The 20,636-nt window shown below is 69.4% G+C and carries 17 protein-coding genes and 1 tRNA gene; 9 read left to right on the top strand and 9 right to left on the bottom strand.

All coding sequences use genetic code 11. The features are described from left to right. Positions 1-821, bottom strand: an 821-nt coding sequence (locus tag EDF64_RS10925; protein WP_133520027.1) for an extracellular solute-binding protein, incomplete at its 3' end; no start/stop codon positions are given. Positions 822-958: 137 nt separating this feature from the next. Between EDF64_RS10925 and EDF64_RS10930 the strand changes: the two genes are divergently transcribed. Beyond that, on the top strand, positions 959-2,008 hold the full coding sequence (locus tag EDF64_RS10930; protein ID WP_133520028.1) for a LacI family DNA-binding transcriptional regulator: 1,050 nt from the start codon (positions 959-961) through the stop codon (positions 2,006-2,008). Beyond that, positions 2,009-3,481 carry a glycoside hydrolase family 32 protein gene (locus EDF64_RS10935; RefSeq protein ID WP_133520029.1) on the top strand — a complete coding sequence of 491 codons (1,473 nt, stop codon included), beginning with the start codon at positions 2,009-2,011 and terminating at the stop codon, positions 3,479-3,481. 61 nt (positions 3,482-3,542) lie between these two features. On the opposite strand, the gene EDF64_RS10940 is transcribed toward EDF64_RS10935, so the two are convergent. The 5 genes from EDF64_RS10940 to EDF64_RS10960 form a co-directional block, all read right to left on the bottom strand. Further along, the gene (locus tag EDF64_RS10940; protein WP_133520030.1) at positions 3,543-6,029 is read right to left on the bottom strand and encodes a GH32 C-terminal domain-containing protein; all 2,487 of its coding nucleotides are present in this window, start codon (positions 6,027-6,029) and stop codon (positions 3,543-3,545) included. Between the two features lie 985 nt (positions 6,030-7,014). Next, the gene (locus tag EDF64_RS10945; protein ID WP_133520031.1) at positions 7,015-7,386 is read right to left on the bottom strand and encodes a VOC family protein; all 372 of its coding nucleotides are present in this window, start codon (positions 7,384-7,386) and stop codon (positions 7,015-7,017) included. An 85-nt stretch (positions 7,387-7,471) separates the two neighbouring features. Then, positions 7,472-8,167, bottom strand: coding sequence for a helix-turn-helix transcriptional regulator (locus tag EDF64_RS10950; RefSeq protein ID WP_133520032.1), 696 nt, complete (start codon positions 8,165-8,167; stop codon positions 7,472-7,474). Between the two features lie 52 nt (positions 8,168-8,219). Continuing rightward, entirely contained in the window at positions 8,220-8,900 is a 681-nt protein-coding gene (locus tag EDF64_RS10955) for a hypothetical protein (RefSeq protein WP_133520033.1), read from the bottom strand. Positions 8,901-9,145: 245 nt separating this feature from the next. After that, positions 9,146-10,627 (bottom strand): mannitol dehydrogenase family protein, encoded by a 1,482-nt coding sequence (locus EDF64_RS10960; protein WP_133520034.1) that lies wholly within the window; start codon positions 10,625-10,627, stop codon positions 9,146-9,148. 113 nt (positions 10,628-10,740) lie between these two features. Here EDF64_RS10960 and EDF64_RS10965 point away from each other — a divergent pair, with 113 nt between their 5' ends. The 7 genes from EDF64_RS10965 (at position 10,741) to EDF64_RS10995 (ending at position 18,051) form a co-directional block, all read left to right on the top strand. Further along, positions 10,741-11,379, top strand: coding sequence for a TetR/AcrR family transcriptional regulator (locus tag EDF64_RS10965; protein WP_166645696.1), 639 nt, complete (start codon positions 10,741-10,743; stop codon positions 11,377-11,379). A gap of 74 nt (positions 11,380-11,453) precedes the next feature. After that, positions 11,454-14,051, top strand: a complete 2,598-nt coding sequence (locus tag EDF64_RS10970) for an MMPL family transporter (RefSeq protein ID WP_133520036.1) — start codon at positions 11,454-11,456, stop codon at positions 14,049-14,051. A 392-nt stretch (positions 14,052-14,443) separates the two neighbouring features. After that, entirely contained in the window at positions 14,444-14,896 is a 453-nt protein-coding gene (locus tag EDF64_RS10975) for a MarR family winged helix-turn-helix transcriptional regulator (RefSeq protein WP_133520037.1), read from the top strand. A 51-nt stretch (positions 14,897-14,947) separates the two neighbouring features. Beyond that, entirely contained in the window at positions 14,948-15,160 is a 213-nt protein-coding gene (locus EDF64_RS10980; protein WP_175477544.1) for a hypothetical protein, read from the top strand. A gap of 51 nt (positions 15,161-15,211) precedes the next feature. After that, positions 15,212-16,303 carry an alkene reductase gene (locus tag EDF64_RS10985; protein WP_133520038.1) on the top strand — a complete coding sequence of 364 codons (1,092 nt, stop codon included), beginning with the start codon at positions 15,212-15,214 and terminating at the stop codon, positions 16,301-16,303. A 110-nt stretch (positions 16,304-16,413) separates the two neighbouring features. Next, on the top strand, positions 16,414-17,508 hold the full coding sequence (locus EDF64_RS10990; RefSeq protein WP_133520039.1) for a hypothetical protein: 1,095 nt from the start codon (positions 16,414-16,416) through the stop codon (positions 17,506-17,508). Between the two features lie 51 nt (positions 17,509-17,559). Beyond that, the gene (locus EDF64_RS10995) at positions 17,560-18,051 is read left to right on the top strand and encodes a hypothetical protein (protein ID WP_133520040.1); all 492 of its coding nucleotides are present in this window, start codon (positions 17,560-17,562) and stop codon (positions 18,049-18,051) included. A 131-nt stretch (positions 18,052-18,182) separates the two neighbouring features. On the opposite strand, the gene EDF64_RS11000 is transcribed toward EDF64_RS10995, so the two are convergent. The 3 genes from EDF64_RS11000 to EDF64_RS11010 form a co-directional block, all read right to left on the bottom strand. Beyond that, positions 18,183-18,255: transfer RNA gene (locus EDF64_RS11000), tRNA-Arg, on the bottom strand. Positions 18,256-18,343: 88 nt separating this feature from the next. Continuing rightward, the gene (locus EDF64_RS11005; protein WP_133520041.1) at positions 18,344-19,129 is read right to left on the bottom strand and encodes a dienelactone hydrolase family protein; all 786 of its coding nucleotides are present in this window, start codon (positions 19,127-19,129) and stop codon (positions 18,344-18,346) included. Between the two features lie 11 nt (positions 19,130-19,140). Beyond that, positions 19,141-20,559 (bottom strand): glucose-6-phosphate dehydrogenase, encoded by a 1,419-nt coding sequence (locus EDF64_RS11010; protein WP_133520042.1) that lies wholly within the window; start codon positions 20,557-20,559, stop codon positions 19,141-19,143. Positions 20,560-20,636 lie beyond the last annotated feature (77 nt).

Below are 20,636 nucleotides of genomic sequence, written 5' to 3' on the forward strand. Positions count from 1 at the left end.
TCGGAGTTCGCCGTGGGGTCACCCCACTTCCAGCCGCCCTTGCGCCCAGAGACGCCGATCGGGTTGTCGGAGAACGCCTTGCTCTTCCACAACCAGTCACCGCCGGAGTACTTGCCCTCCTCGAGCAGGTTCCCGTCGTTGGCGTAGAGGAACGAGGTCCAGCTGCCCCAGAGCCGCACCACCCAGTCGAACGCGTACGTGCCACCCCCGACCTTCGCCAGGCTCTCGGCCGAGGAGTGGAAGTCGTCCATCGACCACTTGCTCGTCGGGCGGGACAGGCCCGCCTTGTCGAACAGGTCGGTCGAGTAGAACATGCTGCCCGCGTTGAAGCTGTCGGGCAACGTGTAGAGGTGCCCCTGGTACATCGTCGACTCCAGCAGCACCGGGTGCGCTCCGGTGAAGTACGTGTGCAGATCCGACAGGTTCTTCGTCACGTAGTCGTCGAGCGGGGTGAGGAGGTTCTTCGACGCCAGCAGCTGCTGCCCCTCGGTCGCGACGCTGACGATGTCCGGCACATCGCCGGAGGCGATCTGCGTGAGCACCTTCGCGAGGAAGTCGTTCCAGTCCGTGCCGTTGATCGCCGTGACCTGCAGACTCGCCTTCTTGTCGAGGGCCTTGATCTTCGGCTCGATGGCCTTCTGCAGGGCGGTCGCTGCGCTCTGCTCACCGAAGTAGAGCATCTTCACCGTGCCGGAGCCGCTGCCCCCGCCGCCGGTGGTCGAGCATGCTGCCAGCGATCCGATGCCGGCCAGCGCGAGTCCTGCGCCGCCGAACTTGAACAGCGTGCGCCGGTCGATCGGGGTGCTGAATCCGTTCGCCATGGGTCGCTCCTCTCTGAGCGATCGTGGCCCCGCTAGGTCGGAGCCAATACGTATTTGCAGGGCGAGCGTACACAGCATGCGGAGCGGACGCAATACGTATTTGCTTCTGGCATGATGATGGCAACGGAGGAGGCTCAATGGCGAACCGCAAGCGCACAACGCAGTCACAGCGCGTCACCATGAAGGACGTCGCACGCCACGCCGGCGTGTCACAACCGACGGTGTCATTCGTCCTGAACGATCGCCGGGACGTTTCAATCGCTGCTGAGACGCGCACTCGTGTCCTCGAGGCCGCGAAGGAGCTGAACTTCCAGCCCAACCGGGCGGCGCAGTCGCTGCGATCGAATCGGTCCTACACAGTTGGTGTGATCGCCGACCGGCTTGTCTCGCAGCCCTACGCGGGTCACATCGTGCTCGGCGTGCAGCAGGCCGTCCAGGAAGCCGGGTACGTCTGCTTCGTGGTCGAGACCGCGCAGACGTCCGACGGAGGCAAAGCGGCCGTCGAGAACCTCGTCCAGCAAGGAGTCGCCGGCCTGGTCTACGCAGCGCCCGGGCCCGAGTACGTCACCCCGGTTGCCGGACTCGACGCGGTCCCAACGGTCTTCGTCAACTGCTTCCCACCCGAGGACGCACCCGCAGTCACCGTGCTCGCCGACGAGTACCAGGGCGGGTACGACGTCGCCGCCGCCGTCTTCGCAGCCGGCCACACCACCGTCGCCTTCCTCGGCGGCCCTGAGGACGACTACGCGTGCCAAGAACGAAAGCGCGGACTCGAGCGCGCCGCCGCCGACGCGGGCATCCCGTCGACACAGATCAGCATCACGTTCGGCACCTTCCAGGTGGGATCCGGCTATGACCTCGCGGTCGAGGCCCTCGACGACGTGGCCATCCGTCCGACGGCGATCATCTGCGGCAACGACCGCATGGCAGTCGGCGCGTTGATGGCGGCGCAGTCGATGGGGATGCGCTGCCCGGAGGACATCAGCATCGTCGGCTTCGACGACCAGCCCGACCTCGCCGACCAGATGCACCCACCGCTCACCACCGTTGCGCTGCCGCACCAGCAGATGGGCTTTGAGGCAGGAACGCTGCTGCTAGCGGAGGCGGAACAGCCCGGCCGACACCTCGTGCCCTGCGAATACGTCGCCCGCAGCTCGCTTGCGGCCCCACGACCCAAAGGAACTTGAATGACGCTCCCGTCCAGCACCCATTTCCAACCCCCGAACGGCTACGTCGGCGACGTCATCCCGTTTGAACACGACGGCACCGCGTGGTTGTTCTACCTGCTCGACGAACGGCCGGACGCTCCGCCGCTCAAGCGAGCAACGGGTATGCCCTGGGCGGTCGTGACCACAACCGACTTCGTCACCTTCACCGACAAGGGCGTCGTCCTGCCCTCCGGCGGCCCCGACGCGAGCGACTTCGACTGCTACACCGGCAGCGTCGTCCGTGATGAGGAGGGAACGCTGCACTTGTTCTACACGGGGCACAACCCCCGCATCACGACCGGGTCCGATGGCGGCGGCAAGGACGCTCAGGTCATCGCGCACGCGACGTCCTCCGGTGATCTGACCGACTGGGTCAAGCACCCCGACTGGGACTTCCCCGCACTCGCTGGCTACTCCCCCGAAGACTGGCGAGACCCTTTCGTCTTCCGTCCCAATGCCGACCGGCCCTGGCAGATGCTCCTCGCCACTCGGCGACCAGACGAGCCGTATCGGCGTTCCGGCGTCGTGGCACGGCTCGAGTCCGATGACCTCGTCACCTGGCGGGATGCCGAGCCGATCTGGGAACCGCACCGCTTCATCACGCAGGAGTGCCCTGACGTGTTCCAGTGGGGTGAGTGGTGGTACCTGGTGTACTCGGAGTTCTCCGACGCGTTCTGCACCCGCTACCGCATCGCGACGTCACCGGACGGCCCATGGTTTGCGCCGGCTGATGACACCGTCGACGGCCGAGCCTTCTACGCCGCGAAGACCGTCGCGCTCGGCGACCGCCGGTACTTCGTCGGGTGGATCGCGTCGAAGGAGGACCGGTGTGATGCCGGCGCGTGGCAGTGGGCCGGCACCATGGCGACGCTGCAGGCCCACCAGCGCGCCGACGGGACGTTGCGGTTCGACCTTCCCGATGGCATCAAAGCCGCGTACACGAACGAGGTCGACATCACGGCACGCCTCACACCGGTCAACGATGCTGCCGCAGCGGTGGGCACGGGCGCAACGACCCGGTACGCGGCTTGGGTCGGACCGGAACTCCCGTCCGAAGCGCTGGTGTCCGTGGATCTCACGCTCGACGCGGACGCCAGGTCGGTAGGGCTACTCCTGCGCACCAGCGACGATGGCGAACAGGGGTACGCACTCCGCCTCGAGCTTGATCGGAACCGGCTCGTGCTGGACCGATGGCCTCGCGGCAGCACCGGCACCGAGCAGTGGCAAATCCTCGGCGACGTTCCGCACGCCGTCGAGCTCGAGCGCCCGGTGGAGCTCGCCCCAGGCGCGCATCACCTCGAGGTGCAGTTGGACGGGGACATCTGTGTCGCCGTCGTCGACGGGGCCGTCGCGTTGAGCACGCGTCTCTACGATCGCCCCGCGGGGCGCGTCGGTGTCTTCGCGCAGGACGGCGCGTTCACCCTTGATCGTCTGACGGTCAGTACTCGCTAGCGCCAGCATCGACGAAGTGCGCCTGCCCCGGATCGCGGGCAGGCGCACTTCGTTCGTTGCGCTACTTCCAGATCGACTTGAGGTTCCAGGCTCGGAGGTCGTCGACGCGGGCTGTACCACCCGTAGCGAAGGCGCTGACACCGGCGCTGGACGAGTCCGGGAAGATCTGGTCGGTGAGGACCACCTGGCCGTCCGCACCGAACACCTCGATCGAAGAGGCGTCAACGAGGATCCGCAGATCCAAGCCACCGCGGGTCAGCTGCAGCGGCGCATCGCTGCGTGATGCAAACGCACTGCTGAAGGCCACGTTCCCAGAGCGGGTGCGGTCGATGAACACCGTTCCGGTGCTCGTGTCGTACCCAACCTGCGTGTACTGTCCGGCACCAGTTCGCACGTTGAGGCCGAAGGTCTTCGCCGATCCTGCGGTGAGGTGGGCCTGCACATCGAGAGTCTGGCCTGCCACCGGGAGCGCTGTCGTCGTGTTCGCGACAGAGACGTTCTTCACCCGCGCAGGACGACCCGCGTGCACCTTGTCGATACCGTCGACGGGCTGTTCGACGATCTTGAGCTTCCCATCGATGGTCCGCAGTGACAGGGCGCGCGGGAACGTCTCGGCGCCCTGCCATGGGGACGTCGGCACGTTTGAGGCGTACGCCCAGTTGTTCATCCAGGCGATGGCGATGCGCTCCCCGTTGGGGGCGTTCTCCCACGTGTTCTCCGCGTAGAAGTCAGCCCCGTAGTCCAACCAGTTGGCACGCTGGTACTGGGTCAATGCCGGCGCATCGCTCTGCGTGAACCCGTCGGCGAGGATGTGGCCCCATCCGCCGGTGGCGTTGTCAACGATCTGGAGCTGCGCTTGCCTGCCGCGCAGGTCGGCGATGTTCCACGACGTCCAGTCCAGCGTCTCGCTGTTTGCACCGGTCGCAGTGCGAACAGCCTTCCCGTCGACGAGGAGGTTCACCGTGGTCTGCGTGTCCCAGGGGGCAGCTTTCTGGTCCGCGGCGATGATCTGCCCAACCATGAGGTGACCCCAGCCGCCCGTGCCGTCGTTGTCGTCGACAACCTGAATCTGCGCGTCCTTGCCTTGGTACGCCGTGGCGTCGAGGCTTGCCCATCGAAGCGTCCCGGTGCCGTCGCCGGTGACTGACTGCACGACCTTGCCGTCAACGATCAGGTTGACGGCCGTGGGGTTCGCCTGTCCCCACGGGTGGTCGCCGCCGGCGATCTGCAGGTCGATGTAGGGCTTCGTGACCGTGAACGTCGGCGACGTGACCGTGCCGGTCCCGGCATCCCCATCCGGGGTGAACGTGTCCAGCACCGAGCTGCCGATCTGGTTCGGCAGTGATTCCTTTGTCGGCCCGGCGCCGATGAAGGAACCGGTCGCGGTCCAACCCTCACCGTAGGTGGGGCCGGCGAAGTCAGCGAGGACAGATCCGCTCGGAACCGTCCCTGCTGGAACGGAGCCTGGGATAGCGGGGTTGTTGCCTCCGCCGACGAGGAAGTTCAGGCGCGCTTTGTTGAGCGTGAACGGTGCCGAGGTGAGCGTCCCGGTTGCTCCGTCACCCCCGTTGTAGCTGTCAACGAGGTACTTGCCCTGGAAGCCTGCGACGGCCTGCTGGTCAGGGAGGGCGCCGGCTGCGGGTGCCGCGCCGAACGCGGAGCCGGTCGCGGTCCAGCCCGCGTAGGTTCCCGACTCGAAGTCGGCCACTGTCGCGCCGGCTGGAGCGGTGTAGGTCGCCGGGCCGTCCGGGGTGAACGATGTACCGTCGAACTGCCCGGTGAAGTACTGGACACCGGTGCTGCCGACACTGACGCTGAGCACCCACTTCATCTGCCGCTTGTTGCCATCCACGGGCAGTGCGTAGAGGTCGGGCATCTCCCAGACGCCGCTGGTTGCGCCGCGCGGACCGAAGTCGCTGGCGTGTGTCCACGACTTCAGGTCCTTCGACGTGTAGAAGGCGATTTTGTACTGATCGGAGAGGGTGACCGCCATCACCCACTCCTTCTTCGGCGCGTACCAGAACACCTTCGGGTCGCGGAAGTTCGTCGACTGGAGGTCGAGGACCGGATTGCCGGCGTACCGCGTCCACGTGCGGCCGTGATCGGTGCTGTATGCCAGCGACTGCGACTGGATGCCGGTTCCGGCCTGGACGCTGGTGTAGAACGCCACCATGGCTGGGTTCTTCTTGGTTCCGAAGCCGCTGGTGTTGCCGTTGTCGACAACCGCTCCCCCGCTGAAGAACGCGTTGCTACCCGGGTCTGGCTCGGGCCCCTTCACCGGGATGTTCTCCCAGTGGACCAGGTCTTTGCTGACTGCTCCCTCCCACGTGCCGTAGCTGAACAGGTAGTAGAGCCCGTCGTCGTAGACGAGGCCGTTCGGGTCCCCGATCCAGCCGGACGGTAGTGAGTAGTGGAACTGGGGCCGGTACGTCTCGTGGTACTGGCTGGTATCGGCCGAGCTCGCTGTCGCGGTCACGGTCGCGAGAACCAGCGCCCCCGATATCGCTGCCGCCGCGATCACGCTGATGCGTTGAAGTGGTCGAAACATGTCGCTTGGAGCCTTCCTCTCTGAAGACCATCGAGCTAATACGTATTAGCACCGCCTAGTTATTCATCCTGCACGCGGCGGGCTACCTGGTCAAGGCATAACGCACGCGAAGGCGACATCTCGTGCAGCGTCCGATCGCTCACCGAACACCAGGGTGGTCGAACCCGCCCGGCGCGTCTCGCTCGTCCTGCGCCGACAACGGCGCACTAGGGCTACCGGCGTGAGCGGAGCAAGAGCGCCACCCCCACCACAATCTCCACGACGCCGAACGGCACGAGGATCTGCGGAATCAACGTCGCTTGCGAGCGTGGGTAGAGGAAGAACAGCAAGCTAAAGACGACGATGAACAGGCACCCGCCACCGATCCAGACGAAGCCTTGAGTTCTAGACCGGCGCATGAATTGAACCTAGTCGGGGCGGCGACCTGGTGGCAGCCCGTCGATCGTCTTGAAAGCTGATCGACATCGGCATCGGCATCTCGGACGGCCGCAGTCTGGTTGCATCGATGCGCGCGCTCGAGGTCCTTTCGGGGACGCACCCGCCGTCGCCACAGGAGCCGGCTCCTGCTCAAGCGTGTCTCGCAAGCCGGTCCCCCACTGGTCGTCACGGCACCCCGGTCCACCGTGTCGCTCCACCCATCCTGCTGACCGCCGGCGCTGTCTCACATAGGTCGTCCGCGGTCCTTCGCGATAGCGGTCCGTCATACGAACACGACCGGGACCTCTCCTGGTTGGCCGTTGCTCTGCCAGCGACCTCCTACGTCGACGTCACAGTGGAGTCCGACGAGTCAGGAACCGGACACCAGACGAGCAGCATCCGAGGCCGCCAGGTCCCCGCGCCGTCACGACGAGCACGACCGTTCTGGTCGCAGAACGAGCATCAGGGTGCGCAACGCGACGAGCACTCCGACGGACAACGAGCGCGACGACGAGCGCGACGTCGTTCATCGCCGGTGCCCCGACCGAGCAGCCCGTGGAGCGCGCGGTCAGACCGGACGGCTGAACAGGTTCACGAGGTTGCCGTCCGGGTCCCGGAACAGCGTCGACCGGTTCCCCCACGGCATCGTCGTCGGCGGCAGCACCACGTCGTCGAGCCCGTCGCGCAGACGCTCGAACGCCGCGTCGACGTCCTCCACGAGGAACTCGACGATGACGCTGCCGTTCGAGCGAGCGGTCGGTGCGCCGTTCCCGAGCATCGCGACGGTCGCTGGCGTCCCGAGCGCCAGGACCGCGCCACCGGTCGCGATCTCGGCGAACACCGGGGCGGGCCGGCGGCCGACCGACCCGGTGATGCGCTCGTAGAACGCGACCATCCCGTCGAGGTCCTCGGTGATGATCCGGATCGATGCGAACTCCATGGTGTGCCTTCCCGGGCGGCCGCCGTGACCGCCCGCGTCGAGCATCCTCGAGCCCCGCGACACCGTCCTGTCGGGGTTTCCGCGATCAGGCGCCGAGCACCGGACGGAGGACGCCGTGCGGGATGTCCAGCTCGTCGATCCGGGCGACCCGCTGCGGCGCGACCTCGTCCGTCAGTTCGACGTCGAGCACGCGGTCACCACGGAACGCGCGCACGCCGTCGCGCAGCCGGCACCACGCGACGAGGTACCAGTCCTCGCCCTTGCCGATGTACCCGAGGGGTTCGACCTCCCGCTCTGACTCCGCTCCCCCGCCGTCGCGGTACCGCATCCGCACCACGCGGCCGCTGGTGAGCGCACTCGCGAGCGCCGTCGGCGCCGGCTCCCGTTCCCCCGTCTCGAGCAGGTGCACGCGCCGTGCCAGCGTGTTGGTCCGGCGGGCATCGTCTTCCGCGAGGACGGCGGTCACCTTCCGCGCAGCACTCCGCGCGGCGTCGCGGAAGGGACTGGACCGGAGCGTGCCGAGGCCGATCGCGACCGCGAGGGCCTCGTCGACCGTGAGCCCCAGGGGCGGCAGGGTCGCACGTGCGTCGATCGCGTAGCCGCCGGTCCGCCCCGGTTCCGCCCAGATCGGCACGCCGGCGTCCTGCAGGGACCGCAGGTCCCGTTCGACGGTCCGGACGCTGACGGCGAAGCGCTCGGCCAGGCTCCTGGCGGTGCGGCGGCCGGGTGCGACTGCGCGGAGTTCCTCGACGAGCGCGTAGAGGCGGTCGGTCCGGTTCACGACGCGACCATAGCGCCTGCGGCGTACGCGGACACCGCGTCGGCGGTCGCGGTCAGCTGCCGACGGAGGTGCCGTGCTCGCCCGTCGTCCGGTGGTCCAGCTCGGACCGCAGTGCCCGTACGACCGGCAGGAGGGTCTCGAGTCCGCCCGGCCCCGCCTCGAACGGCCTGCCGAGCGTCGTCCGCGGCGGGAGGACGAGGGGGCTGCCGCCGTCGAGGTCGAACCACAGTGCGTAGTCGATGCGCGAGCCGCGCGAGTCCTTCGTGGCGAGGTCGACCTCCCGGATCCCCGCCCAGGGCACGGTCATCACCGGCGAGTCTCGGTTCGGCGTCCACCCGTGCAGTCCGACGTCGTCGAAGGTCCAGATGTCCGGGCGCGGGCGCGGCAGGTCTTCGCTGGTCCGGATGCCCTTCGTCAACACCGGCAGGAAGAACGCGGGCATGTGCCCTGTCGCTCGGATCCGACCGACGATCCGACGGTCCCGACGCCCGCTCCACCACGTGCCGATCGACATCGCTACGCCGATGAGCACGACGAGCAGCTCGACCAGGACCACGCTGCCGACACGGCTGCTGCGAACCATCTCGGCGACGAAGGCCGGCGACCGGAACTCGGCGACGATGAGCGCCGGCGCAGCGACCACCAGCACCGACGCGACCAGGTGCACCGGCCACGACCGGGGCACGACGCCGTCACGGAGGCGCTGCACCCACCGGTCCGTCACGACCACCACCGGCCCATCCTGCTCCGATCGGCCGCGTCGCGAGCGGGCGGGCAGACCAGGGAGCGGAGCAGGGCAGGTATCGGTTCGCACGATGTCGGATCCGGACCGGGATCCGCGGGATCCGCCGTCCGGATCCGACATCCCTCCGGACAGGATCCACCGGGCGCCGCCGTCGCCGTCGGACGCGACCCGATGACGGCCTGGAGGCGCGGTGCCGGCTGGCACCGCGCCTCCCGGCCGTCGTCGCGAGCGTCTCAGGAACGCGACAGGCGCGTCACGGTGGCGTGGGCACCGTCCGTGAGCAGCCCGTCGAGGGCGTCGCGGTACGCCGCGACGAACCGCTCGTCGTCGACGAGGTCGCCGAACACCTGCCGGTTCCGGATGAAGGCGAGCCGGTCGTCGCGCTGGGTCCTGGCGATGGCCGTGAGCGACTCGGCCAGCCGGTCGACCACGGTGATCGGCTCGCCGGACTCGTCGGTGCCCTCGGCGTAGCGCGCCCACGACGCGACGATGCCGGCGGACAGCGCGACGGGTCGGTCGGCGGCCAGGTTCTCGCGCACGACCGGCAGGAGCCACTTCGGGATCCGGTCGCTCGACTCGGCGCAGAGCCGGGCGAGGGTGTCGCGGACCTCGGGGTTCTGGAACCGTTCGATGAGCGTCGACTTGTAGTCCTCGAGGTCGATGCCGGGCACGGGGTGCAGGGTCGGCGTGCCCTCCTCGTCCATGTAGCGGCGCAGGAACGTCGCGATCGCGGGGTCCTGCGTCGCCTCGTGGGCGTACCGGTACCCGGACAGGTACCCGAAGTAGCAGAGGCCCTGGTGGCTGGCGTTGAGCAGCCGGAGCTTCATGAGTTCGTAGGGCTCGACGTCGTCGACGAGCTGCACGTCCGCCTGCTCGTAGGGCGGACGGCCGGCGGGGTGGTCGTCCTCGAGCACCCACTGGAAGAACGGCTCGGCGACGACCGGCCAGGCGTCCTCGATGCCGAGCTCGTCACGCACCCAGGCGCGGTCCTCGTCGGCGGTGACCGGGGTGATCCGGTCGACCATCGAGTTCGGGAACGACACGTGCTCGTCCATCCAGTCCGCGAACGCCGGGTCCTGCAGGCGGGCGTAGGCGGTGAACATCTCCCGCGCGACGTGCCCGTTGCCCTGGATGTTGTCGCACGACATCACGGTGAACGGCGGGAGGTCCCGGTCGCGGCGGCGGCGCAGCGCCTCGACGACGAGCCCGAACACGGTGTGCGGCGGGCCGTCGCCGCGGAGGTCGGCGACGACGCCGGGCTCGTCCGCGACGAACTCGCCCGTGACGTGGTCGAAGTTGTAGCCGCCCTCGGTGATGGTCAGGCTGACGATCTTCGTGTCGGGGTGCGCCATCTTCTCGACGACGGCGTCGGGGTCGTCGACGGCGAGCAGGTAGTCGACGATGCTGCCGATGACGCGGGACTCGCGAGTGCCGTCCGGGTGCTTGAGGACCAGCGTGTACAGGCCGCCCTGCTCCGCCATGGTCGTCGCCATCCGGCGGTCCTGCTCGAGGACGCCGACGCCGCAGATGCCGTACTCGCGGGCGTCGCCCTGCTGCAGCAGCCGATCGATCACCATCGCCTGGTGTGCGCGGTGGAAGCCGCCGACGCCGAAGTGCACGATGCCGGCCGTGATCCCGTCGCGGTCGTAGGTCGGGACGGCGACACCGCTCGCGGCGATCTCGTCGAGGGTCTCCGGGGACAGGCGGACGGGCATCGGTACTCCTTCGTACGGCGGGTGCAGCTGTCGTCCATTCTGCGGGGGACGAACCTGAAGATGCACTCCTAGAAGATGCACCGAGTGCATCGATGCACCTAGTGTTGATTCTCGTGACCCTCTCGATCGACCGCCGTGCCGCCCTCAAGGCGAAGCACCGTGCGGCGATCCTGCAGGCCGCGCGCGACCTCGTCGAAGAGCGCGGCGGCCGCGACTTCAGCGTCGACGACCTGGCCGCACGTGCCGACATCGCCCGACGGACGGTGTTCAACCACTTCGGCTCGCTCGACGAGGTCCTGCTGGCCGTCTGCGAGCAGGAGCTCTCCGTCATCATCGACCGGTTCCTCGCCGACATGGCGAAGACCCCGATCGGCGACGGCAGCCGTGCCTCGATGTTCGACGAACTCGAGTCCGCCGCTCGCGGGGCCGACCTCGCCTCCGCGATCGCGAGCATGTACCGGATCCTCGGCGAACCCGGCAAGGACGACCCGAAGGCCGCGGTCCTCACCCAGACGGCGTTCGCCCGCGTGACCGAACGGCTTCGTGTCGAGGTCGCCCGACGCTACCCGGCGGCCGACCCCCTCGACGCCGCCCTGCTCGTCGAGTCGCTGATGAGCGGCATCGTCGTCATCGCGGAACACTGGCTGTCCACCTCCGGGCCGGCGATCGACGAGCAGTCGGTCGCCGCCTGGGACGCCCTGCTCGCACGGCTCGTGCACAGCGTCCGCAGCGGCTACATGCCCACTGACTGATCCATCCCCCAGGGGTCCACCGGCGCACCCCGCACCCGCAACAACACCTGACACGAAAGGAACGGGGCAACCGCATGGCCGGTCTCCTCTACCGTCTCGGACGGTTCTCCGCACGACGCCACTGGCTCGTGATCATCACCTGGGTGGTGATCATGGCGATCGCCGGAGTCACGTACACCCTGTTCGCGGGGACGATCTCGTCCTCGATCACGATCCCGAACACCAAGACCAGTCAGGTGCAGGACGAGCTCGCCGACAAGTTCCCGTCCGCGAACGGCGGCAACGGGACGATCGTCTTCGAGACGAAGAACGGCAAGGCGTTCACCGACGACCAGAAGTCCGACGTGGCCGACTTCCTGAAGAAGCTCGAGAAGCTCGACGGGGTGAAGGGCGCGACGAGCGGCTTCACCACCCAGCAGCGACTCGACGACGGCCGGCAGAAGATCACCGACGGCAAGCAGCAGATCGCCGACCAGGAGACGACGATCTCCGACGGTCAGAAGCAGATCGACGCCGCGAAGGCCCAGATCGCCACGCAGCAGCAGACGCTCGACGCGCAGAAGCAGCAGGTGGCCGCCCTCACCGGGCCCGCCCAGAGTGCCGCGCAGCAGCAGCTCGACGCCGGCCAGCAGCAGATCGACGCCGCGCAGCGCCAGATCGACACGCAGCAGCAGACCCTCGACGCCGGCAAGACGAAGCTCTCCGACGCCAAGCAGGAGCTCGACGAGAACGCACGGCTGCTCGACCTGTCGAAGGACATCCGCTTCGTCTCGTCGAACGGCAGCGCCGCGATCGGCACCGTGCAGTTCACGAAGTCGACCTTCGAGGTGCCCGCCGACACGAAGACCGCGATCGCGGACGACGCCGAGTCGGCCGACATCAGCGGCGTGAACGTCTACGTCTCCAACGACATCGCGCAGGGCGTCCCGTCCATCCTCGGCCCGGGTGAGATCGGCGGCGTCATCATCGCCGCGCTCGTCCTGTTCCTCATGCTCCGCACGGTCATCGGCGCCGCGGTGCCGCTCGTGTCCGCCGTGCTCGGCGTCGGCGTCGCCTCGCTCGCGGCCCTGTCGTTCTCCAGCCTCGTCGAGTTCATCTCGGTCACGCCGGTGCTGGGGGTGATGCTGGGCCTGGCGGTCGGTATCGACTACTCGCTGTTCATCCTCAACCGACACCGGACCCAGCTGAAGCAGGGCATGCAGGTGCACGAGTCGATCGGGCTCGCGAACGGCACCTCCGGCAACGCCGTGGTGTTCGCGGGTGCGACCGTGATCGTCGCCCTGCTCGCGCTGAACATCACCGGCATCCCGTTCCTCGGCCTGATGGGCACGGTCGGCGCCGTCGCGGTGTTCTTCGCCATCCTCATCGCCACCTCCTTCACCCCGGCGCTGCTGTCCCTCATCGGCATGCGGATCCTGCGGAAGAAGGAGCGGTCGCGGATCGGGAACACGGGCTCGACCCGGGTGCCGAACAAGCCGATGTCGACCTGGCGCGCGGTCATCACGCTCGTCGCCGGCGTCGCGGTGCTCGGCACGATCGCCCTGCCCGCCACGCAGATGCGCCTCGGCCTGCCGAGCGGTGCGTCCGAGGCCGTCGACTCGAGCCAGTACAAGGCGTACAAGGCGCTCGACAAGGAGTTCGGCGCCGGTCAGAACGGCCCGCTGCTCGTCGTCGCGACCCTGCCGAAGGCGGTCAGCAAGGACGACGTCACCGCGACCGAGGTCACCATCGGCGAGGCGATCGCGAAGAACGACGACGTGAAGGCCGTGCTGCCGATCGGCGCCTCGAAGGACCGCGACATCATCGCGTTCCAGGTGAAGCCCGCCGGCGGCCCGGACAGCGTCTCGACCGAGACCCTGGTGAAGGACCTCCGGACCCAGAACGTCACGGTCGACGACGGCAAGGCCACGCTCGGCGTCGCGGGCAACGCGTCGGCGAACATCGACGTGTCCGAGAAGCTCGCGAACGTGCTGCCGCTCTACCTCGTGGTGGTCGTCGGGTTGTCGCTCATCATCCTCATCATCGTGTTCCGGTCGTTCCTCGTGCCGATCACGGCGACGGCGGGCTTCATCCTGTCCGTGCTGGCGTCGTTCGGTGGCCTGACCGCGATCTACCAGTGGGGCTGGCTCGGCAGCGTGTTCGGGGTGCACGACCCCGCACCGATCCTGAGCTTCCTGCCCATCATCGAGATCGGCATCCTGTTCGGGCTCGCGATGGACTACCAGCTGTTCCTGGTGTCCGGCATGCGTGAGGCCTACGCCCACGGCGCGAGCGCGAAGGTGGCGGTCCAGCGTGGCCTGCACGCCGGTCGCGCGGTGGTCACGGCGGCCGCGATCATCATGATCTCGGTGTTCGCGGGCTTCATCTTCTCGGACTCGTCCACGATCAAGCCGATCGGCTTCGGCCTGGCGTTCGGTGTCCTCGTCGACGCGTTCGTGGTCCGGATGCTGCTCATCCCCGCCGCGATGCACCTGCTCGGCACGAGCGCCTGGTGGTTCCCGAAGTGGCTCGACCGGATCGTGCCGGACGTCGACGTCGAGGGCGCCAAGCTCGAGCGGTCGCACCCGGTCGCCGGCCACGAGGGCGGCGACGAGCACCACGGCTCTCACGCCGCGGCCGTCGAGCCGGACGCCAACCCGCACGAGGGGCACGCGCCGACGCACCGCGCGTAGGCACCAGCGCACCCGTCCTGGAGGCGCGGGTCGACCCACACGGGCCGACCCGCGCCTCCAGGCGGTTGCGGCCGGGGCGCGCGCTGCCGGACCCGGGCCGTCGGCTCGCGGTGCGCGCGGCGCTGCCGACCCCGAACGACACCGACGATGTCGTACGACCTCCACCGTGTCGTATCCCAGCGCGTGCAACTGTTGCGCCCGCGCCCGTGCGACACCGACGATGTCGTACGACCTCCACCGTGTCGCAACCCCGCACGTGCAACTGTTGCGCCCGCGCCCGTGCGACATCGGCGATGTCGTACGACGTCGACCAGGTCGCAACAGCGCGCACGCACCCCGGCGCGCGACCGCACCCCTCCCGACCATTCGCGCACGAACGGTATGGTGGGCGGATGACCGAGACCGACGTGGACCCGCTCGCCCTCGACCGGCAGCTCTGCTTCGCGCTCGCGGCGACGAGCCGGAGCGTCATCGGGCTGTACCGCGACCTGCTCGAACCGATGGGCCTGACGCACCCGCAGTACCTCGTGATGCTCGCACTGTGGGAGCACGACCCCCGCTCGGTCCGCGAGATCGCCCGCGAGCTCCGACTCGACTCGGCGACCCTCAGCCCCCTGCTCAAGCGACTCGAGGCGTCCGGGTACCTCCGTCGCACCCGCAGCACGGCCGACGAACGCCAGCTCGAGGTCTCGCTCACGACCGCCGGCCGCTCCCTGCGCGAACGCGCCCGCGCCGTCCCGCTGGCCGTCGCCGACCGGCTGGGGTGGCCGCTCGAGCGGCTCGAGGCCCTCAAGGACGAGCTGACCGAGCTCCTCGAACGAGTCGACGGCGTCGAACGGGTGTGATCCGCGATCGTTCGTGGCACAATGGTTGGTGCACGAACGAAAGGACGGACCGTGGGTCGCTTCGGACAGTGGTACGAACGGTGGAACAGCACGCTCATCGCGAAGATGGGCCCCTCGCAGATCGGTGCCGGCCACCCCGAGGGCGTCGACGACCGCACGGTGGACCGCGGGTGCCCGATCTGCGGCAAGCCCCTCTCGCGGCACCAGGTGATCCGGCCCGAGGGGCAGGTCCGTTCCTCGACGCTCGTCTGCCCGCGCGACTGAGAATCGGCCCGAGCAGGAATTGCAGTCGGCAACAGCGCGTTCCCGGTTGACGTGAAGCTCTTCGAACCCGCCACCCTCGGCGCCCTGCCCCTGTCGAACCGCATCGTCATGGCGCCGCTCACCCGCACCCGCGCCGGCGAGGCCGGTGTCCCGAACGACCTGCTCGTCGAGCACTACCGGCAGCGCGCCGGCCTCGGGCTCATCGTCACCGAGGGCACCTGGCCCGTGCAGGAGGGTCGCTCGTACCCCGGGCAGCCCGGCATCGAGACCGACGACCAGATCGCCGGCTGGCGCCGCGTCGCCGACGCCGTCCACGCCGAGGGCGGCACCATCGTGATGCAGCTCATGCACGGCGGCCGTGTCTCGCACACCGACATCTCGCAGACGCCGCGCATCGTCGCCCCGTCCGCGATCGCCGCTCCCGGCGAGACCCACACCGCCACGGGGAAGGCCGCCATGCCGGTCCCCCACGCGCTCACCACCGACGAGGTCCAGGAGGCCGTCCAGGGCTTCGTCCAGGCAGCCCGCAACGCCATCGCCGCCGGGCTCGACGGCGTCGAGGTGCACGGAGCGAACGGCTACCTCGTGCACGAGTTCATGTCGCCGGTGTCGAACACCCGCACCGACCAGTACGGCGGCTCCCCGGAGAACCGTGCCCGCTTCGCCGTCGAGGTGACCACCGCCGTCGCCGAGGCCATCGGCGCCGACCGCACCAGCATCCGTCTCTCCCCCGAGCACGGCATCCAGGGCGTCATCGAGGACGACCCCGCGGACGTCCACGCGACGTACACGGCGGTCGCCGAGGGCCTGGCCCCGCTCGGCCTCGCCTTCATCGACGTCCTGCACGCCGACCCGACGGGCGAACTCGTCCAGCACATCCGCCGGACCGTCGGCGCCCCGTTCGTCGCGAACTCCGGCTTCAGCTCGCTGACCACCCGCGACGAGGCCCTCGCCCTGGTCGACGGCGGCCACGCCGATGCCGTCGGCGTGGGTCGCGCCGCGATCGCGAACCCGGACCTCGCGCACCGCTGGGAGCACGACGCGGAGCTCAACGAGCCGCGGCCGGAGTTCTTCTACGGTCAGAGCGCCGAGGGCTACACCGACTACCCGACGCTGGCCGAGGTGCGCGCGCAGGTCGCGTAGTCGACCTGCGCCGCTGACGGACGGGAGGCGCGGTGCCAGCTGGCACCGCGCCTCCCGTCCGTCGTCGCCGCGCCCGGTAGATTCGTCAGGCCGCGATCCAGGGGGGAACCGTGCAGGCACGACCGACACCGCTCGACACCAGCGCGCTCACGGAACGGGTCCGACGCCGGGACGTCCGGCGCTCGTGGCAGCGGCTCGTCCGCGAGCACCCGGCAGCCCCGGACTCCGCCGGCCTCGTCCGGCGGTTCGTGCTCGGCTTCGCGACGTGGACCGTCCCGCTCGGCTTCCTGGCACTGGCCATCGGGATCCCGCAGACCATCGCCGAGGGTGCCGACGACGTGGTGACCGCCGTGATCGTGCAGAGCACGATCGGTGCGTTCCTGCTGCTCGCCTGGGTGCTCTGCGGGTGGGCGTGGTTCCGGCTGCACCGACGACGCCCTCGGAAGCGGGTGCACCACCGGCTCGCGCGCTTCGCGGCCGCGAACGGCATGACGTACGAACCCGGCCCGACGGGGGCCCTCCGGCGCGCACCGATGCGTCGCCGCGGGTCACTGACCCTGTACCGGGTCCTCCGGACGCCAGGTCCCCGAGGGCTCGAGTTCGCGAACCACGAGCTCACACGGTCGACCATGACGAACACGTCACCCACGTTCGGCGGGTACTGCGCCATGCGCCTGCCGGTCGCGTTGCCGAACATCCTGCTGCGCTCGGAGGACGGGCCGAAGCGGCCCCTGCACACGTCGTCGGTCGTCCGCGACTCGCAGGTGCTGTCGCTGGAGGGCGACTTCGACCGGTACTTCCGGCTGTACTGCCCGGCGGGCTACGAACGGGACGCGCTGTACCTGTTCACCCCGGACGTGATGGCCCGGCTCGTCGACCACCTGCGCGGCCTCGACGTCGAGATCGTCGACGACTGGATGTACCTCATCAGCGCCCGCGACCTCGTCACCGACCGCGCCGACCGGTGGGAGGCCCTGGCCGCGGCGGTCGACGCGCTCGACGACCGGGTCGAGCGCTGGGGTCGGTGGCGCGACGAGCGGGTCGACGAGGCCGTGCCCGCCCACGACGAACCGGTGGTGCGGGTGCGCGAGGTCGCACGGGCCGGTCGCCGGCTCCGGACCACGTGGGGTGCGGGCACGATCCTGATCGTCGGGACGGTGACGCTCGGCTTCGTCGCGCTCGTCGTGGCGGTCAGCCTGCCCTGAGCACGGGCCGATCGCCGGGCGACGCGGGCCGCCGTGTGCGACACTCGGGCCATGACGGGGGCGGATGACGTGGTGGGTGGCGAGGTGGGTCGCGGCGGGGCTGGTGGCGAGGGGGTCGGCGACGACGTCGCTCGCGCCGAACGGCGACGGCGGCGGGCGCGCCGGGAACAGGACGAGCGGCGCATCGCGCTGGTCGCGGTCGTCGTGCTGTGCGCGGTGCCGTTCCTGATGTTCGGGAACCTCGTGTCCACCCTCCGACTGATCGGGGGCAACGAGGAGGGGCTCGCGTCCATCCGCACCTACGAGGTGCTGCTCGTGCTCGCGCCGATCGCGTTCCTGGTCGCGATGGTCCTCGGGGCCCGCACCGGACGACGAGGCGTGCTGCTGCTGGCCCTGACCATGGTGCCGATCGTCCTCATCACCGCCTACGTCTTCGCGGTGCCGCAGGGCCGGTGGCACTCCCCGAACGGCTTCACGTTCCCGAGCCGCGACGTGCCGGCGTGCTACAGCGGGACCGACAGCTGCGCCGAGTACGGGGGCTGACGCGACGCTGGCTGACACCGCGTGAGCCGGCACGAAGTGAGCCGACACGAAGGCCGTCGGAACGAACGAAGCCCCGTCGCAGTGCGACGGGGCTTCGTTCTGTTCGGTGTCGTACCGACTTGTCGGTACTGTGCGCTCGAAGGGACTCGAACCCCCAACCTTCTGATCCGTAGTCAGATGCTCTATCCATTGAGCTACGAGCGCGTGGCCTTGCGGCCGTGGAAGACTCTACAACAGCTGCGGCCCGGGCGCCAATCGAGCGGGCTGGAGCGCGCCGCTCGGCGTGTCGGGCTCAGAGCCCGCCGAGCTCCTCGTCGAAGACCTCGGCGAGGAACACCTCGAGCGCCTGCCACGACCGGCGGTCGGCGCGCTCCTGGTACTGCGCGCCGTGATCGGGCGCGTCGGTCCCCGGCACCGCGAACGCATGCATGGCTCCGGCGTACGTGACGAGCTGCCAGTCGACGGACGGCGCCGCGCGCATCTCGTCCTGCCACGCCACGACCTTCTCGTCCGGCACGACCGGGTCCGAGGCGCCGGTGAGCACGAGGAGCTTCGCACGGATCTCGGACGCGTCCGAGGGGTCGTGCGTGATGAGCCCGCCGTGGAACGACACCGCACCGACGAGGTCCACCCCGGTGCGCGCGAGCTCGAGTGCCGTCGAACCGCCGAAGCAGTACCCCATCACGACGATGCGGGTGTGGTCGACGTCGGGGTCGTGCCGGAGTCGCGCGAAGCCCGCCAGCGCCCGTGCGCGCAGCAGCGGGAGGTCCTGGTAGAACGACCCCGCGACCTGACCGGCGGTGTCGTCGCCCGGACGGACGCCTTCGCCGTAGACGTCCGCGCCGAAGGCCACGTACCCGAGACGGGCGAGCATGGTGACCCGTGCTTCGACGTGCTCGTTGACGCCGTGCCAGTCGTGCACCACCAGGACGGCCGGGCGGGGTCCAGACACCGCGGCGTCCTTCGCCAGCACACCGAGCAGCGCGGTGCCGTCGTGGTCGTAGCGGACGGGCTCGACACGGATGTCGGAGCCGGCGGGTGCGGGGACGGTCTGCAGGACGTCGTCGATGGTGGTCACGTGGTCAGACGTTACGCGTCGACGTTGTCCCAGGCCTCGGGTCCCTCGGAGCCGGCGGCGTAGTCGTCGAGCGGGGTCGTGCCGGCACGCCAGGCATCGAGGAACGGCTCGACGACCTTCCACCCCTGCACGGCGCTGTCGGCGCGGACGGACAGGGTCGCGTCGCCCTCGAGCACCCCGGCGAGGACCTCGCCGTATGCGCTGAGCCGTCCGGGGTTGAAGGACACCTCGAGTGCGGTGTGGTCGATCGTGTACGGGTCGCCGGGGCCGTTGACGTTCAGCTCGAGCTGCATCTCGTCGGGGGCGATCCAGATGCAGAGCCGGTCGGGCCGCTCCGCTCCGGTCAGCCCGACGGGCACGTGCGGGGAGTCCTTGAACGTGATGAGGATCTCGCGGCGCTGCTTCCCGAGGGCCTTGCCGGACCGCAGGGTGAAGGGGACGCCGGCCCAGCGCCAGTTCGCCACCTCGAGCGTGAGCTGCGCGAGCGTCTCGGTGCCGAGCGACGGATCCACGCCGTCCTCGTCGACGTACGACGGCATCGACCGGTCGCCAACGGTGCCGGCCGTGTACCGCGCACGCTTGCCGGCCGCGACGACGTCGCCACCCCAGGGCCGGACGGCGCGGAGCACGAGTTCCTTCTGGGTCCGGAGGTCGTCCGCGTCGATCGAGGCCGGGGCCTCCATCGCGACGACGGCGAGCACCTGCAGCAGGTGGCTCTGGATCATGTCGACCAGGGCGCCGGCCTTGTCGTAGTAGCGGGCGCGCCCCTCGAGGCCGAGGGTCTCGTCGTACACGATGTCCACGCGCTCGACGTGCTGCGACGACAGCAGCGGTTCGATGATCCGGTTCGCGAAGCGCAGCCCGAGCAGGTTGAGCACCGTCGAGCGGCCGAGGAAGTGGTCGACGCGGTGGATGCGCTCCTCCGGCAGAAACGAGTGCAGGACGTCGTTGAGGTGCTCGGCGCTCTCCGCGTTGGTGCCGAACGGCTTCTCGAGCGCCAGGCGGGTGCCGGCCGGCAGCGGCAGGTCCTTCAGGACCTCGCAGCTCTTCTCGGTGACGGCCGGCGGGAGCGCGAAGTAGATCGCGGGATCGTGGTGGCAGTCGGCGAGCAGGGCCCGCAGGTCGTCGGCGCTCGTGACGTCGGCCTTCCGGTAGCTCGACGCGGCGACCACGGCCTGCAAGCGGTCCGACAGCGCGGTCTCGGCCTCGGCGCCCTCGTCCTCGTTCTTCGACGCCTGCGCGTTCTCGAAGGACTCCCGCACCTGCTGCTTCCAGTCGGCGTCCGAGATGTCCTCCACACCGGCCCCGACGAGCTGCACGTCCCAGTCGTCCTTGACCTCGAGCAGGGTGGCGAGGCCCGGCAGGAGCAGCCGCTTCGACAGGTCGCCACTGGCACCGAGGATGAGCAGGGAGGTCTGGAGGCTCGACATGCCCCAGACGGTACTCATGCGTTCCGGCACGTGGCCGGGAGACACCGATACGGTGGGACCGGTTCGGCGCGAGGGAG

It is taken from the genome of Curtobacterium flaccumfaciens (assembly GCF_004361695.1).
Classification (GTDB): Bacteria; Actinomycetota; Actinomycetes; order Actinomycetales; family Microbacteriaceae; genus Curtobacterium; species Curtobacterium flaccumfaciens_B.